This is a genomic window from Bradyrhizobium sp. USDA 4510, from assembly GCF_054059095.1.
Window position 1 is genome coordinate 7385156 of the sequence record NZ_JBSSBT010000001.1, and the last position, 14471, is coordinate 7399626.

10 protein-coding genes are annotated in these 14471 nt (G+C 65.8%); 7 read left to right on the forward strand and 3 right to left on the reverse strand.

Annotated features, from left to right (window positions below):
• Positions 1-55: 55 nt before the first annotated feature.
• Positions 56-1024 carry an aminoglycoside phosphotransferase family protein gene (locus ACVMDN_RS34415; RefSeq protein WP_244558913.1) on the reverse strand — a complete coding sequence of 323 codons (969 nt, stop codon included), beginning with the start codon at positions 1022-1024 and terminating at the stop codon, positions 56-58.
• Between the two features lie 361 nt (positions 1025-1385).
• Positions 1386-2705 carry a sn-glycerol-3-phosphate ABC transporter substrate-binding protein UgpB gene (ugpB, locus tag ACVMDN_RS34420; protein WP_083715136.1) on the reverse strand — a complete coding sequence of 440 codons (1320 nt, stop codon included), beginning with the start codon at positions 2703-2705 and terminating at the stop codon, positions 1386-1388.
• A gap of 228 nt (positions 2706-2933) precedes the next feature.
• Here ugpB and ACVMDN_RS34425 point away from each other — a divergent pair, with 228 nt between their 5' ends.
• The 6 genes from ACVMDN_RS34425 to ACVMDN_RS34450 all read left to right on the forward strand — a co-directional run bounded on the left by ACVMDN_RS34425 (position 2934) and on the right by ACVMDN_RS34450 (position 12678).
• Complete coding sequence (locus tag ACVMDN_RS34425; protein ID WP_076831094.1) at positions 2934-3890, forward strand: TRAP transporter substrate-binding protein; 957 nt, start codon at positions 2934-2936, stop codon at positions 3888-3890.
• 103 nt (positions 3891-3993) lie between these two features.
• On the forward strand, positions 3994-5991 hold the full coding sequence (locus ACVMDN_RS34430) for a sensor histidine kinase (protein ID WP_168859052.1): 1998 nt from the start codon (positions 3994-3996) through the stop codon (positions 5989-5991).
• Positions 5961-7709, forward strand: coding sequence for an ATP-binding response regulator (locus ACVMDN_RS34435; protein ID WP_057019490.1), 1749 nt, complete (start codon positions 5961-5963; stop codon positions 7707-7709). The genes ACVMDN_RS34430 and ACVMDN_RS34435 overlap by 31 nt, the downstream gene beginning before the upstream one ends.
• Positions 7706-8443 carry a response regulator gene (locus ACVMDN_RS34440; RefSeq protein WP_076831064.1) on the forward strand — a complete coding sequence of 246 codons (738 nt, stop codon included), beginning with the start codon at positions 7706-7708 and terminating at the stop codon, positions 8441-8443. The genes ACVMDN_RS34435 and ACVMDN_RS34440 overlap by 4 nt, the downstream gene beginning before the upstream one ends.
• A gap of 256 nt (positions 8444-8699) precedes the next feature.
• The gene (gene polA / locus ACVMDN_RS34445) at positions 8700-11738 is read left to right on the forward strand and encodes a DNA polymerase I (RefSeq protein ID WP_076831067.1); all 3039 of its coding nucleotides are present in this window, start codon (positions 8700-8702) and stop codon (positions 11736-11738) included.
• Positions 11739-12042: 304 nt separating this feature from the next.
• Positions 12043-12678 carry a LysE family translocator gene (locus ACVMDN_RS34450; protein ID WP_076831097.1) on the forward strand — a complete coding sequence of 212 codons (636 nt, stop codon included), beginning with the start codon at positions 12043-12045 and terminating at the stop codon, positions 12676-12678.
• A gap of 147 nt (positions 12679-12825) precedes the next feature.
• On the opposite strand, the gene ACVMDN_RS34455 is transcribed toward ACVMDN_RS34450, so the two are convergent.
• Complete coding sequence (locus tag ACVMDN_RS34455; protein ID WP_076831100.1) at positions 12826-13452, reverse strand: glutathione S-transferase family protein; 627 nt, start codon at positions 13450-13452, stop codon at positions 12826-12828.
• A gap of 214 nt (positions 13453-13666) precedes the next feature.
• Here ACVMDN_RS34455 and pyrE point away from each other — a divergent pair, with 214 nt between their 5' ends.
• A complete protein-coding gene (gene pyrE / locus ACVMDN_RS34460) occupies positions 13667-14230 on the forward strand; it encodes an orotate phosphoribosyltransferase (protein WP_076831103.1) in 564 nt (187 codons plus the stop codon).
• Positions 14231-14471 lie beyond the last annotated feature (241 nt).

A 14471-nucleotide genomic window follows, 5' to 3' on the forward strand; every position in this document is an offset into this window, starting at 1 on the left:
GAAGCGGCTTCTGCTTGCTTTGTGGCCGGCAATAGAGGCCGCGCGCTGAAGCGCGCTAATCCGGCCAAATCAGCTCCTGCAATTGCACGAAGTCGTCGACCCGGTCCGGCCAGCCGTCGATGCAGATGTGCCGGAGCGGATCGCTGGCAGAGTGCAGCATCAAGAGCGCCATCAGCCGCCGCTTCAGCGTGAACGTCACATCGCTGCGCGAGATGCCGAAGCCGTCGAACAGGCTGCGCACCCGGCGCGGATGCCCGGCGGCCATGAAGGCGCTGGGACCGAGCAGGTCGTACTCGCCCCATCCGGCCCGGACGTCGCCGAAGTCGAACAGGCCGGCGACGTGCCAGCCGTCGGCCCGGCGTCCGAGCAGAAAGTTCTCCGGGATGTATTCGCCGGTCAGGATCACCGGCGGCGCGTTCATTGGGATCAACTCAGCGGCGTCACGCAGGAGATCGTCGAGCGAGGTGAGGAATTTTTTGGGCAGGCCGAGCCGCTCATGGCGCGCCCGGCACTGCGCGATCTGCCCGCGCATGAAGGCCTCCCAGCGCGGCTCGATAGCGCGCAGGCTGCCGGGCGGCACGCGCTGCACCTCGGCAATCACGGCCCCGATCTCGGCGAGCACGCGCTCGCGCTCGGCTTCCGACAGCGATGGCCAGACCTCCGAGCCGACGGTGCCGGACAGGCGAGTGATGACGAGATACGGCCAGCCGTCGCGTTCGCCCTCCGCGACAAGGTCGGGAATCGGAATGCCGAGCCGTCCGCGCAACCCGGCAAGCGCGCCGCGCTCGGACACGAATTGCGGGCGCAGAAACGGCGGGAAGAGTTTGAGGATCAGGTTATCGTCCAGCCCGACAACCAGATTGGTGCCGGTCGAGAACACATGCGGCGCGACGCACGACAGCCCGTGGCCATCAGCAATATCGCGCGCGACCGGCAACCAGCGCGACGTGTCGCTGCGCCAGGCGCGGTAGCTGTCGTAGTTGGTGAGGAGTGGAAGGGAAGCGATCATCTCTCGGACCGTCATTGCGAGCCACCCGGTCGGCGCGAAGCGCCGCCGGATGAAGCAATCCATGGCACCGCTTGTACAGCGAATGGATTGCTTCGTCGCTTCGCTCCTCGCAATGACGGGAAGCTATTTCGTAGCCCGGATGAAGCGAAGCGTAATCCGGGATTCTGTGCCGCCTGAAAGACCGGCCCCGGATTTCGCTTCGCTTCATCCGGGCTACACAGCCGTCTTCTCCTTCCCCCTGAAAGGGGGAAGGTCGGGATGGGGGTCAGCTGCAAGCGACGCTGCAAGTGGTGAGAGAAGATCCCCGCCCGCTTTGCTCTGGCGAGCAAAGCGACCTCCCCTCTTCAAGGGGAGGTTAAGGCAACGCATAACCTCATCACCTATCCGGATTGGCGCGCTCGAACTGGCGCAAGAGGCGGTTGCCGCGCTCGACGGCGTTGTCCATCGCGGCCTGCGCCGATCGCTTGCCGGCAAACACCTGCTCGAGCTCCTCCTCGATCACGTCGCGGATCAGGACGAACGAGCCGAGGCGGATGCCCTTCGAATGGTCGGTCGGCGGCTTCAGCGTCACCTCCTCGATCGAGATCGAGGCGCCGGGATTGCGATCGTAGAAACCCTGCGCGCGGGTCAGATCGAATGCGGCGCGGGTGATCGGCAGGTAGCCCGTGTTCTGGTGCCAGGTGGCCTGCACCTCCGGCCGCGACAGATAGGCGAAGAACTTCGCCACGCCGGCGTATTCGGCGCGCGGCCGGTCGCGCAGCACCCACAGCGTCGCGCCGCCGATGATCGAGTTCTGCGGCGCGCCCTGCACGTCGGGTTCGTACGGCATCATGCCGTAGCCGACCTCGAATTTGGAATTGGCCTTGATGTCGGCGCGCGTGCCCGACGAGCCGATGAAGATGCCGCACTCCCCTTTCTGGAAGCGCGGCTCGGCCGCCTGTCCGCGGCCGCTATAGTCGAAGGTCTTGTCGGCCTGCCACTGCGCGAGCTGCGCGATGTGGCGCACCACCAGCGGATTGTTGAAGATCAGCTGGGCGTCCAGCCCGGAAAACCCGTTGGCCTTGGTCGCGATCGGCAGATTCTGGAAGGCGGAGAAGTTCTCGACATTGATCCAGGACGGCCACGACGTGGTCACGCCGCACATCGCGCCCGCCGCGCGCAGCCGCTTGGCCACGACGCCGAGCTCCGGCCAGGTCCTGGGCGGCACACTCGGATCGAGCCCGGCGGACCGGAACATATCCTTGTTGTAGTAGAGGATCGGCGTCGAGGCATTGAAGGGGAACGACAGCATGTTGCCGTCGACATCGGCATAGTAGCCGGCCACCGCGGGCAGATAGGCCGACGGCGCGAATGCCTCGGACTGATCGCGCATCAGCTCGAACACCGGATAGATCGCGCCGCGGGCCGCCATCATGGTTGCGGTCGCGATCTCGTTGACCTGAACGATCGCCGGCTGGCTGCGCGATCGGAAGGCGAAGATCGCCGCGGTGACGGTCTCGGTATAGTTGCCCTTGTAGGCGGGCACGATCCGGTAGTCGGATTGCGAGGCGTTGAAATCGGCGGCAAGCTTCTCGAGCTGCTTGCCGAGCTCGCCCGACATCGCGTGCCACCACATGATCTCGGTGGCCGCCCGCGCCGGCGACACAAGCAGAAGAGCCGCGACGACGAGGTACAAAAGCTTCAAGGCGAGCTTCAAAGCGAACTTCACGACGAGCCGTTCCCGGATGCCACCACGCCCTCATAAGGCGCCACAACCGCAGATTCAACCTACACCGCAGGTTGCACCGCGGATTTAACGTTTGGCCGATGGCGAACCAGCGCCATTCTGCTAAAAATGCGTTGAACCTTTTCTTCCCGCCCTGGACACAATTCACAAGGGGAATAGTAGCCTGTGTACCGCCGCGCCGGCCTTTCGCGGATAACGATGCTTGCCGTCGCGCTGTCATGGGCAGCGGTCCCGGCGAGCGTTTTTGCGCGCGAATTCCGGACCGCCGATACCCAGAATGAGGACTATCCGACCGTCCAGGCGCTGAATTACATGGACCGTCTGATCGCCGAACGCACCGCCGGCCGGCACCGCATCGTGGTCTTCCATTCCCGCCAGCTGGGTGAGGAGAAGGAGACGCTGGAGCAGACGCGGGCCGGCGCCATCGATTTGAACCGGACCAATGTCGCGCTGATCGGGACAATGGTGCCGTCGGTCAACGTGCTGGCAATGCCGTTCCTGTTTCGATCGCCCGAACACCTGCAAACCGTGCTGGATGGACCGATCGGCAGCGAGATCCTGAACAGTCTCGGGGATCACGGCTTCGTCGGGCTGGCCTTCTACGATTCCGGCGCCCGCTCGATCTATAACAGCGTGCGCCCGGTGCGTTCGCTCGACGACCTCAAGGGACTGCGGGTGCGCGTGCAGCAATCCGAACGGATGTCGGACATGGTGCGCGCGCTCGGCGCCCAGCCGGTCCAGATGCCCTACGGCCAGGTGCTGACCGGATTCGCCACCGGGCTGATCGACGGCGCCGAGAACAACTGGGCGTCCTTCGTCACCACCGGCCACTACAAATATGCCGGCTACTACACGCTGACCCGGCACACTTTCAGTCCGGACGTGCTGCTGATGTCGCAAAAGGCCTGGGCCAGCCTCTCGGCGGAGGAGCAGGCGATCTTCCGCGAGGCCGCGCAACGCTCCAGCGCCTACATGCGCGAGAGATGGCGCGACCTCGAGGAGCGCTCGCGCCAGCAGGCGGAGCTGGCCGGCGTCAAGATCGTGACCGACATCGACCGCAAGCCGTTCGAAGCCGCGATGGCCGGCATCTACGCCAGGGCCGAGCGCGATCCTGCGATATCAGCGCTGATCGAACGCATCCGCAACATGGAGTAACCGGATCTTGGACGCACCAGAGCAGGACGGGACGAAGCGACGGCGGGCGGCCTTCGGGCCGCAGGGCCGTTTCCGCATCGTCCAGTTGCTGCGTGCGGTCCCGATCCGCTGGCGCATCCTTTCGATCGCCCTGCTCAACTCCGCGGTCGTGATCGTGCTGGCGGTGCTGATCTGGAACGGCTCGAAGGTGCTCGGCTCGGCCTGGGAGGATGTCCGCCAGGTGCGGGAATCCGACAAGATCCTGGCCAAGCTCGAAAGCGAGACCAGCCGTCTGCAGAACCTGATCCATCGCTACATCAATCAGCCGAGCCCGGACCTGTTCGCTGAAATCCTGCTGCTCCGCGAGGCCGTGCTCGGCACGCTGACCAACCGGGCCTCGACCGACCCGATGCTGTCAGGCTCGGTCGAGCAGCTGGAGCGCGTCACCAGCCGTTTCCTCGACGGCTTCGGCGAACTGCGCACCGTGCAGACCAGGATCGCCAAGACCTATGACGAGCAGGTGCTGTCGCCGACCAAGGACATGGCCGGGCTCTATTCGATCATCGAGGGCGCGACCGGCCATCGCGATGCACTGATCTGGCCCGCGCTCGGCAAGTCGCGCGAGGCGTTCACCTCGCTGCTGGTCGCCGCCAACGCCTACTACCTCTCGCTTGCCTCCTCGTCGGCCGAGGAAGCCCGCCGCAACATCGATACGATCGAGCGGACGATTCCGGTCATGACCGATCTGGCCGAGAACGATCTGCAGCGCATGGCGCTGGCGCGGCTCAAGGTCAAGACCGCCGAGCTGCGCGACGGGCTCGGCAAGCTCAGCGAGCAGCTCACCAACCGCACCGATCTGCTGCGCAACTCGATCGACGCCAGCCAGGCGGATGCGATCGGCGCGATCGACGATCTCTCGGTGAAGATGCGCCAGCGCGAGCAGAAGGCGCAGGAGACGTTCGACAAGACGCTGACCTCGATCTCGCGCCGGGTGCTGTCGATTGCCGTGATCTTCCTCGGCGTCATCATGTCGGCCGGCGTCATGATCGCGCTGTCGATCCGGCTGCCGCTGGCGCAGATCATGGCCGCGATGCGCACCATCACCTCGGGGGACCTCGACCGGCCGGTGCAGGGCACGTCGGCCAAGGACGAGGTCGGCGCCATGGCGCGCGCGGTCGAAGTGTTCCGTGAAAACGCGATCGCCAAGCGCAAGACCGAGGACGAGCTGCGCACCGCCAAGGAGGAGGCCGAAAGCGCGCTGCTCGAGCTCAACACCGCGCAGCAGAACCTGATCGATGCCGAACGTCTCGCCGCGCTCGGCGGCCTCGTTGCCGGCGTCGCCCACGAGGTCAACAACCCGATCGGCATCAGCCTGACGGTGGCCTCGAGCTTTGCCCGCCGCAGCGAGATGTTCGAGAACGATTTGAAGACCGAGCCGCTGCGCCGCTCCAGGCTCGACGAGTTCGTCCGCGCCTCGCGTGACGCATCGCAGCAACTGGTCTCGAACCTGACGCGCGCCGGCGAGCTGATCCAGTCGTTCAAGCAGGTCGCCGTCGACCGATCGCATGCCGAGCGCCGCCAGTTTGCCTTGAGCGAATCCACCGACCAGATCGTGGCGAGCCTGCGGCCGGTGCTGAAGAAGGCCGCGATCGCGCTGTCGGTCGATGTGCCCGAGGGGCTCTTGATCGACGGCTATCCCGGCGCCTATGGGCAGATCTTAACCAATCTTTTCCTCAACGCCGTCAATCATGCCTTTGCCGATGGCCGCTCCGGCACCATCACCATCTCGGCGCGCGGGCGCGGCGCCGACGATGTGGAGATCATCTTCGCAGACGACGGGGCGGGCATGACGCCGGACGTGCAGCGGCAGGCGTTCGACCCGTTCTTTACGACGCGCCGCAACGAAGGTGGTACGGGCCTTGGCCTCCACATCGTCTATAACCTCGTCACCCAGCAGCTCGGTGGACGCATGATGCTGGAGTCAAGGGTAGGACAAGGCACCACTTTTCGCATTATCATGCCCAGGATCGCCAAGGGGGCTGCCAAGGGCGAGCCCACGATCGCTGACGCAGCAGCCGACGGAACCAGTCAATGGCCGAACAGGACGATGTCCTCCAACTGATCGACGATACCGAGAGCCCCCCGGAGGACTCGTCGGCCCGCAAATGGAAGATCGCCGTCATCGACGACGATCACGCCGTCCATGAAGGCACCCGTTTCGCGCTGAGCGATTACAACCTGAACGGTTCGACGCTGGAGATCCTCTCGGCCTACTCTGCGGCCGAAGGCCGCACGCTGATGCGGGACAACCCCGACATCGCGGCCGTGCTGCTCGACGTCATCATGGAGACCGACGTCGCCGGCCTCGAGCTCGTCGAGTTCATCCGCAACGAGATCAAGAACGAGACCGTGCGCATCATCCTGCGCACCGGCCAGCCCGGCCAGGCGCCGGAGCGGCGCGTCATCGTGCAATACGACATCAACGACTACAAGGCGAAGACCGAGCTCACCGCCGACAAGCTGTTCACGTCGCTGACCGCCGCGCTGCGCAGCTACCAGCAGCTCGAGCGCATGGTGCAGACGCGGCGCGGGCTCGAGATCATCATCGACGCGGCCTCGACGCTGTACGATTTCAAATCGATGCAGCGGCTGGCCGAGGGCGTGCTGACCCAGCTCGCCTCGCTGCTCAACGTCGACTGCGCCGGCATTCTGGTGCTGCGCGACGACGGCAATTCGGCGGCGGCCGATTTCTCGGTGCTGGCCTGCTCGGGCTGCTACAGCCGCTTCATCGGCACCACCTCGTCGAAGGCGCTCGATCCGGACCTGCGGCACATGGTGGAGGAAGCATTCCAGCGCCGCAAGAACGAGTTCGCCGACCACCGCAGCGTGCTCTATTCGCGCACCGGCAGCGGCCGCGAGGTCGTGGTGCTGCTGCAGGCCGAGCGCCAGCTCTCCGACACCGACCGTGCGCTGGTCGAGATATTCTCGAGCCGGCTGTCGATCGCGTTCGACAATGTGATCCTCTACCAGCAGCTGCACGAGGCCAACACCCAGCTCGAGGACCGCGTCGCGCAGCGCACCCGCGCGCTGATGCAGGCCAACCGGCGGCTCTCGGCGCAATGGCTGCGGCTGCAGCGCGCCAACGGCTTCAAGAACGAAATCCTCGGCACCGTCGCTCACGATCTGAAGAACCCACTCGGCGTGATCCTCGGACGCACCGAGATGCTGACCGAACTGATCGGCGCCGGCTCGCCGAAGGAAAACGTCACGTCGCAGGTCGAGCACATCAGGGACGCGACCAAGCGGCTGACCTCGATGGTCGACCATCTGATCTCGGACGCGATGGCCGATGCGTTCGACATCACCATCCGCCGCGAGCCGGTCGACGTCGCGGCCCTCGTCAACGAGGTCACCGAGGCCAATCTGCCCTCGGCGGTCAACAAGCAGCAGAGCATCTCGGTCTCGGGGCCGCAGCAATTCGTCACGATGTGCGACGCCGACCGGATCCGCGAGGCGATCGACAACCTCGTCAGCAACGCCATCAAGTACTCGCCGATCGGCGGCAAGATCACGGTCACAGTCAGCCATGAGGGCGACGACACCGTGATCCGGATCGCCGACCAGGGACCCGGCCTCAGCCCCGAGGATCTCGGCCGGCTGTTCGGCCGGTTCCAGCGGCTGTCGGCCAAGCCGACCGCGGGCGAAAGCTCGACCGGGCTCGGCCTTTCCATCGTCAAGCGCATCATCGACATGCATGGCGGCCATGTGACCGCGCAGAGCCCGGGCCCCGGACAGGGGTCGACCTTTACGGTTACACTGCCGGCAACAGAGACATCATGAGCCAGAACCCGCATATCTTCATCGTGGACGATGAGGCGCCGGCCCGCGAAATGGTCGGCGATTACCTCAAGATGCACGGCTTCGGCGTGACGCTGTGCGACGGCGGCAAGAGCCTGCGCAAGGAGATCGAGGGCTGCACGCCCGATCTCGTGGTGCTGGACCTCAACATGCCCGAGGAGGACGGGCTGTCGATCATTCGCGACCTCAAGAGCAAGATCAACGTCCCCGTCATCATGCTGACAGCTACTGCCAGCCCGATCGACCGGGTGGTCGGGCTGGAGCTCGGCGCCGACGACTACGTGGCCAAGCCCTGCGAATTGCGCGAGCTGATGGCACGCATCCGCTCGGTGCTGCGGCGGAGCGGGCCGGCGAAAGCGGCGGCGCCGGAACCGGCGAACGCGAAGGCCGAAAAGGAGCAGCTGGTTCGGTTCGGCACCAAATGGCTCGATCTCGAGGCCCAGGCGCTACGCGACGACGAGGGCAACGAGCATCCGCTGACGGCCTCCGAATTCGGCCTGCTGAAGGTGTTCGCGGCCAACCCGAAGCGGGTGCTGTCGCGCGAGCGGCTGCTGGAACTCGCCAATGCGCGCGACGCGGAGGCCTTCGACCGCGCCGTCGACCTGCGCATCATGCGCATCCGCCGCAAGATCGAATTCGACCCGACCAAGCCGTCCGTGATCCGCACCATCCGCGGCGGCGGCTACCTGTTCTCGCCGACCGGCGACAAGGCGTAGTCATTCCGGTGCCGTCCCCGTCATCCCCGCGCAAAGGCTTCGCCTTTGTCGCTGGAGGAGCCGCGCAGCGGAGTCTCGAAGGATGCACGGCCCCGGCTGGTGGCCGTCGATCCTTCGAGGCTCGCTGCGCTCGCACCTCAGGATGACGGGACTACGCCCTGCATCATCCTCGAATTTATCGATTTGGCTGTGCGACACACCCAGAATCCACACAGCAAAGGCTGTCAATCCGCGCAAAAATCCCTAAGTTTCGGCCATGCCGAAAACAGCCTCCAAAGCCCCCGCCAAGCCCGCATCGAAGACCGCCCCCAAGCCCGTTGCCGCCAAGGCCACGGCGAAGGGCGACCATGTCTTCCTGATCGACGGCTCGTCCTACATCTTCCGCGCCTACCACGCGCTGCCGCCGCTGAACCGCAAATCCGACGGGCTGCAGGTCAACGCCGTGCTCGGCTTCTGCAACATGCTGTGGAAGCTGCTCCGCGACATGCCCGAGGACAACCGGCCGACGCATCTGGCGATCGTGTTCGACAAGTCGGAGATCACGTTCCGCAACAAGCTCTATCCCGACTACAAGGCGCACCGGCCGCCGGCGCCCGACGATCTGATCCCGCAATTCGCGCTGATCCGCGAGGCGGTGCGCGCCTTCGAACTGCCCTGCCTCGAGCAGGTCGGCTTCGAGGCCGACGATCTGATCGCGACCTATGCGCGGCTCGCCAGCGAGCGCGGCGCGACCACGACGATCGTGTCATCGGACAAGGATCTGATGCAGCTCGTCAACGACAAGGTCGTGATGTACGACACGATGAAGGATCGCCGCATCGGCCGCGACGAGGTGATCGAGAAGTTCGGCGTGCCGCCGGAGAAGGTGGTCGAGGTGCAGGCGCTGGCCGGCGATTCCACCGACAACGTGCCCGGCGTGCCCGGCATCGGCATCAAGACCGCCGCGCAGCTGATCATCGAATATGGCGATCTCGATCAGCTGCTGTTCCGCGCCGGCGAAATCAAGCAGCCGAAGCGGCGCGAGGCGCTGCTCGAGAACGCCGAGAAGGCGCGCATCTCGCGCCAGCTGGTGCTGCTTGACGACAAGGTCGACCTCGAAGTGCCGCTCGACGACCTCGCCGTGAACGAGCCCGACTCGCGCCGGCTGATCGCCTTCCTCAAGGCGATGGAGTTCACCACCCTCACCCGCCGCGTCGCCGACTACGCGCAGATCGACCCGGCCAATGTCGATGCCGATCCCGGCAACAAGAGCGGCGCGAGCGTGTTCTCGCCGTTGCCGCCGTCGGATGTGACGCCGGCGCCCGGAGACGCTCCGGCATCGGCCGCGGCGCCGCTGCCGAAAGCCAAGCCGACCGGCGCGCGCGACGACAAGAATTCGAGCCGCAAGGGCACGCCGGCGACGCTGGCCGAGGCCCGTGGCGAGGCGATCCGGAAAATTGGCTTCGACCGCAAGGCGTATCAGGCGATCGGCAGTCTCGATCAGCTCAACGCCTTCATCGCCCGCGTGCCCGACACCGGTTATGTCGCGATCGAGGCGATGTCGGAATCGATCGACCCGATGCAGGGCGAGCTCGCCGGCCTTGCGCTGGCGCTGGCGCCAAACGTTGCGTGTTACGTCCCGCTCGGCCACCGGCAGGCCGGCGGTGGCGCGGGCCTGTTCGATGCCGGCCTCGCACCGGGCCAGATCAAGACCGCCGAGGCGCTGGCGGCGCTGAGGCCGCTGCTGGAGTCCGTTGGAATCCAGAAGGTCGGCTTTGACGTCAAGTTCACCTCGGTGATGCTGGCGCAGCACGGAATCACCCTGCGCAACATCGACGATGCGCAGCTCATGAGCTACGCGCTCGATGCCGGCCGCGGCTCGCATGCGCTGGAGGCGCTCGCCGAGCGCTGGTTCGGCCACGCCGTCGTCAATTACGGCGGCCTCGTCGGCAGCGGCAAGGGCAAGCTGACCTTCGATCAGGTCACGATCGACAAGGCCAGCGAATATGCGGCCGAAAGTGCCGACGTGATCCTGCGGCTGTGGCGGGTGCTGAAGCCGCGTCTCGTCGCCGAGCGGATGACGACGGTGTATGAGACGCTGGAGCGGCCGCTGGTCTCGGTGCTGGCGCGGATGGAACGGCGCGGCATCTCGATCGATCGCCAGGTGCTGTCGCGGCTGTCGGGCGATTTCGCCCAGACCGCGGCGCGCGTCGAGGCCGAGATCCAGGAGATCGCCGGCGAGCCGGTCAATGTCGGCAGCCCGAAGCAGATCGGCGACATCATCTTCGGCAAGATGGGATTGCCCGGCGGCAGCAAGACCAAGACCGGCGCGTGGTCGACCACCGCGCAGGTGCTCGACGAGCTCGCCGAGCAAGGCCACGAATTCCCGAAGAAGATCCTGGAGTGGCGCCAGGTCTCGAAGCTGAAATCGACCTACACCGACGCGCTGCCGACCTATGTCAATCCGCAGACCCATCGCGTCCACACCACCTACGCGCTGGCCGCGACCACCACGGGCCGGCTGTCGTCGAACGAGCCGAACCTGCAGAACATCCCTGTTCGTACCGAGGACGGCCGCAAGATCCGCCGCGCGTTCATCGCGACGCCGGGCCACAAGCTGGTGTCGGCCGACTATTCCCAGATCGAGTTGCGGCTGCTCGCCGAGATCGCCGACGTGCCGGTGCTGCGCCAGGCCTTCCGCGACGGGCTCGACATTCACGCCATGACCGCATCCGAAATGTTCGGCGTGCCGATCAAGGACATGCCGAGCGAGGTGCGCCGCCGCGCCAAGGCGATCAACTTCGGCATCATCTACGGCATCTCGGCGTTCGGCCTCGCCAACCAGCTCGGCATCGCCCGCGAGGAGGCCTCGGCCTACATCAAGAAATACTTCGAGCGCTTCCCGGGCATCCGCGCCTATATGGACGAGACCAAGGACTTCTGCCGCCGCAACGGCTATGTGACGACGTTGTTCGGGCGCAAGTGCTACTACCCCGACATCAAGGCGTCCAACGCCTCGGTGCGCGCCTTCAACGAACGCGCCGCCATCAATGCGCGGCTGCAGGGCACCGCGGCTGACATCATCCGCCGCGCCATGATCCGCGTCGAGGACGCGCTCACCGAGAAAAAACTCTCGGCGCAGATGCTTTTGCAGGTGCATGACGAACTGATCTTCGAGGTGCCCGACGACGAGGTCGCGGCGACGCTGCCGGTGGTGCAGAAGGTGATGCAGGACGCGCCGTTCCCGGCGGTGATCCTGTCGCTGCCGCTGCAGGTCGACGCCCGCGCCGCGAACAATTGGGACGAGGCGCATTAGCCGCTCCTTCGCCTCTCCCCGCTTGCGGGGAGAGGTCGGATCGCTCTTGCGATCCGGATGAGGGGGTACAGGTCTCACCTCGGTCCTTGCACGTTGAGAGAACCCCTCACCCCCAACCCTCTCAGAGCGAGCTTCGCTCGTCTCGACCCCGCATCCGCCTTCGCCCGAAGGCGGGCTTCGGCGGACAAGAGAGCGGGGCGAGGGAGCGCACCACCGCCCCGCCACATTGCTCCGAGAGCAATTCCGCGATGGCCGCGCGGCGGACGGCACGCTAGAAGCGTGCGCATCCCTCGCGAGACCCGTCATGCCCCACACATCCGCTTTGCTCGGCTTTGCGCTCATCTGCCTTGGCATGGTGCTGACGCCGGGGCCGAACATGATCTACCTGATCTCGCGCTCGATCACGCAGGGGCCCGCGGCCGGCATCGTCTCGCTCGGCGGCGTGGCGCTCGGCTTCGTGTTCTACATGCTGTGCGCGGCGTTCGGCATCACCGCATTGCTGTTTGCGATTCCCTACGCCTATGACGCGCTGCGCTTTGCCGGCGCGGGCTATTTGCTGTGGCTGGCATGGCAGGCCGTGAGGCCCGGCGGCCGCTCGCCGTTCCAGGTCAAGGCGCTGAAGGTCGACGGCCCGCGCAAGCTGTTCGCGATGGGCTTCGTCACCAATCTGCTCAACCCGAAGATCGCGATGCTTTATCTGGCGCTGCTGCCGCAGTTCATCGATCCCACCGGCGGCAGCGTGCTGACGCAGTCGCTCGCGCTCGGCTCGATCCAGATCGTGATCAGCGTCAGCGTCAACGCGATGATCGCGCTCGCCGCCGGTTCGATCGCGGTGTTTCTCGGCACTCGCCCGACCTGGCTCCTGGTGCAGCGCTGGCTGATGGGCACGGTGCTCGCAGGGCTGGCGATGAAGATGGCGCTCGAAGCGCGGCGGGCCTAGCTTTCTTCACCTCGCCCCGCTCTTGCGGGAGAGGTCGGCGCGTAGCGCCGGGTGAGGGGCGCATCCGCAAATTCAATTCCCACCGTTATCGGGGAGATAGCCCCTCACCCCACCCCTCTCCCCGCAAGGGCGGGGCGAGGGAGAAGATCAATCCAGCTTTGCCTCCATTCCCCGCTTCGTCGCCGGGCGGGCCATCAGCGTCTCGTACCAGCGCTTGACGTTGGGGAAGTCTGATAGCTCGACCTTGTGGCGCGGATGGCGCCAGGCCCAGCCGAGGATGGCGAAATCGGCGACCGAGAGATCGCCGGCGACGAATTCGCGCTCCTGAAGCCGGCGGTCGAGCACGCCGTAGAGCCGCCGCGTCTCGGCCATGTAGCGCTTCAGGCCATAGGCGCGGTCCTGCTCGTTCTCCAGCGCGATGAAATGGTGCACCTGGCCCGGCATCGGGCCGAAGCCGCCCATCTGCCACATCAGCCACTCATAGACCGGGATCCGCTCCGCCAGCGGCTTCGGCAGGAACTTGCCGGTCTTCTCGCCGAGATAGAGCAGGATCGCGCCGGACTCGAAAATGCTGACCGGCTTGTCGCCCGGCCCATCCGGATCGACGATCGCGGGGATCTTGTTGTTCGGACTGATCGCGAGGAAAGCGGGCGCCATCTGCTCGCCCTTGCTGATGTTCACCGGGATCACCTTGTAGGGCAACCCCATTTCCTCCAGCGCCACCGAGATCTTGCGGCCGTTGGGGGTGTTCCAGGTGTGCAGCTCGATGGTCATTTCCGCTTCCCGTGCAAGTGTTTGGGCAAGTGTTCGGCCGAGTGTTTGGCGCCTGCTTACGGGGAACGGAACGGCCGCACAACCGCGCTTTCCGGAAAGCACGCCCGCGGAAATCGCGGCTTGGGCACTGTTGACGGCCCGATTTCCACGCTGGAATGTGCCGGTAAGCGTGGATAGATTGCCGCCCGCCTCAAACCCTCAAGGGAAAAAGTCTTTGTCCAAATCAGCCTCCCGCGCCCGCCTCGCCGAGATCATCCGCAAGCGCTCGTTCGGCCGCGGCGAGATCACGCTGGCGTCGGGCCGCAAGAGCGACTTCTATTTCAACCTGAAGCCGACGATGCTCGATCCCGAGGGCGCGGCGCTGCTCGCCGAGCTCACCTATGAAGCGCTGAAGGACGACAAGCTCGATTTCGTCGGCGGGCTCGAGATGGGCGCGGTGCCGCTCGCCGGCGCCATCGCGCAACTGTCCTGGCTGAAGGGCCACCCGATCGCGGCGTTCTTCGTGCGCAAGAAGCCGAAGGAGCACGGCGCGAAGCTGTCCGTCGAAGGGCTGGCCAAGGGCGAAAGCCTTGCGGGCAAGCGGATCGTGATCGTCGAGGACGTCACCACGACAGGCGGCTCGGCGCTGAAGGCGGTGGAAGCCGTGCGCGAGGCCGGCGGCGAGATCGCCCTGGTCTTCACCATGGTCGACCGCGAGGAAGGCGCCACCGAGACGTTCGCCGAAGCCGGGCTCCAATTCCGCGCGCTGTACAAGGCCGGCGAGTTCAAGAAGGACTGACGGCTCTCTTCTCCCTCGCCCCGTTCTCTTGTCCGCCGAAGCCCGCCTTCGGGCGAAGGCGGATGCGGGGAGAGGGTTGGGGTGAGGGGCCTCTCTCCGCGCTTGCAATTGTCGAGAGACCTGTACCCCCTCACCCGGATCGCATCTTACGATGCGACATAGCCGAAGCCTTGCTTCGGCGTTCTTGAGGACGGCCGCCGAAGGCGGCCTATGCCTCTCCCCGCAAGCGGGGCGAGGTAAG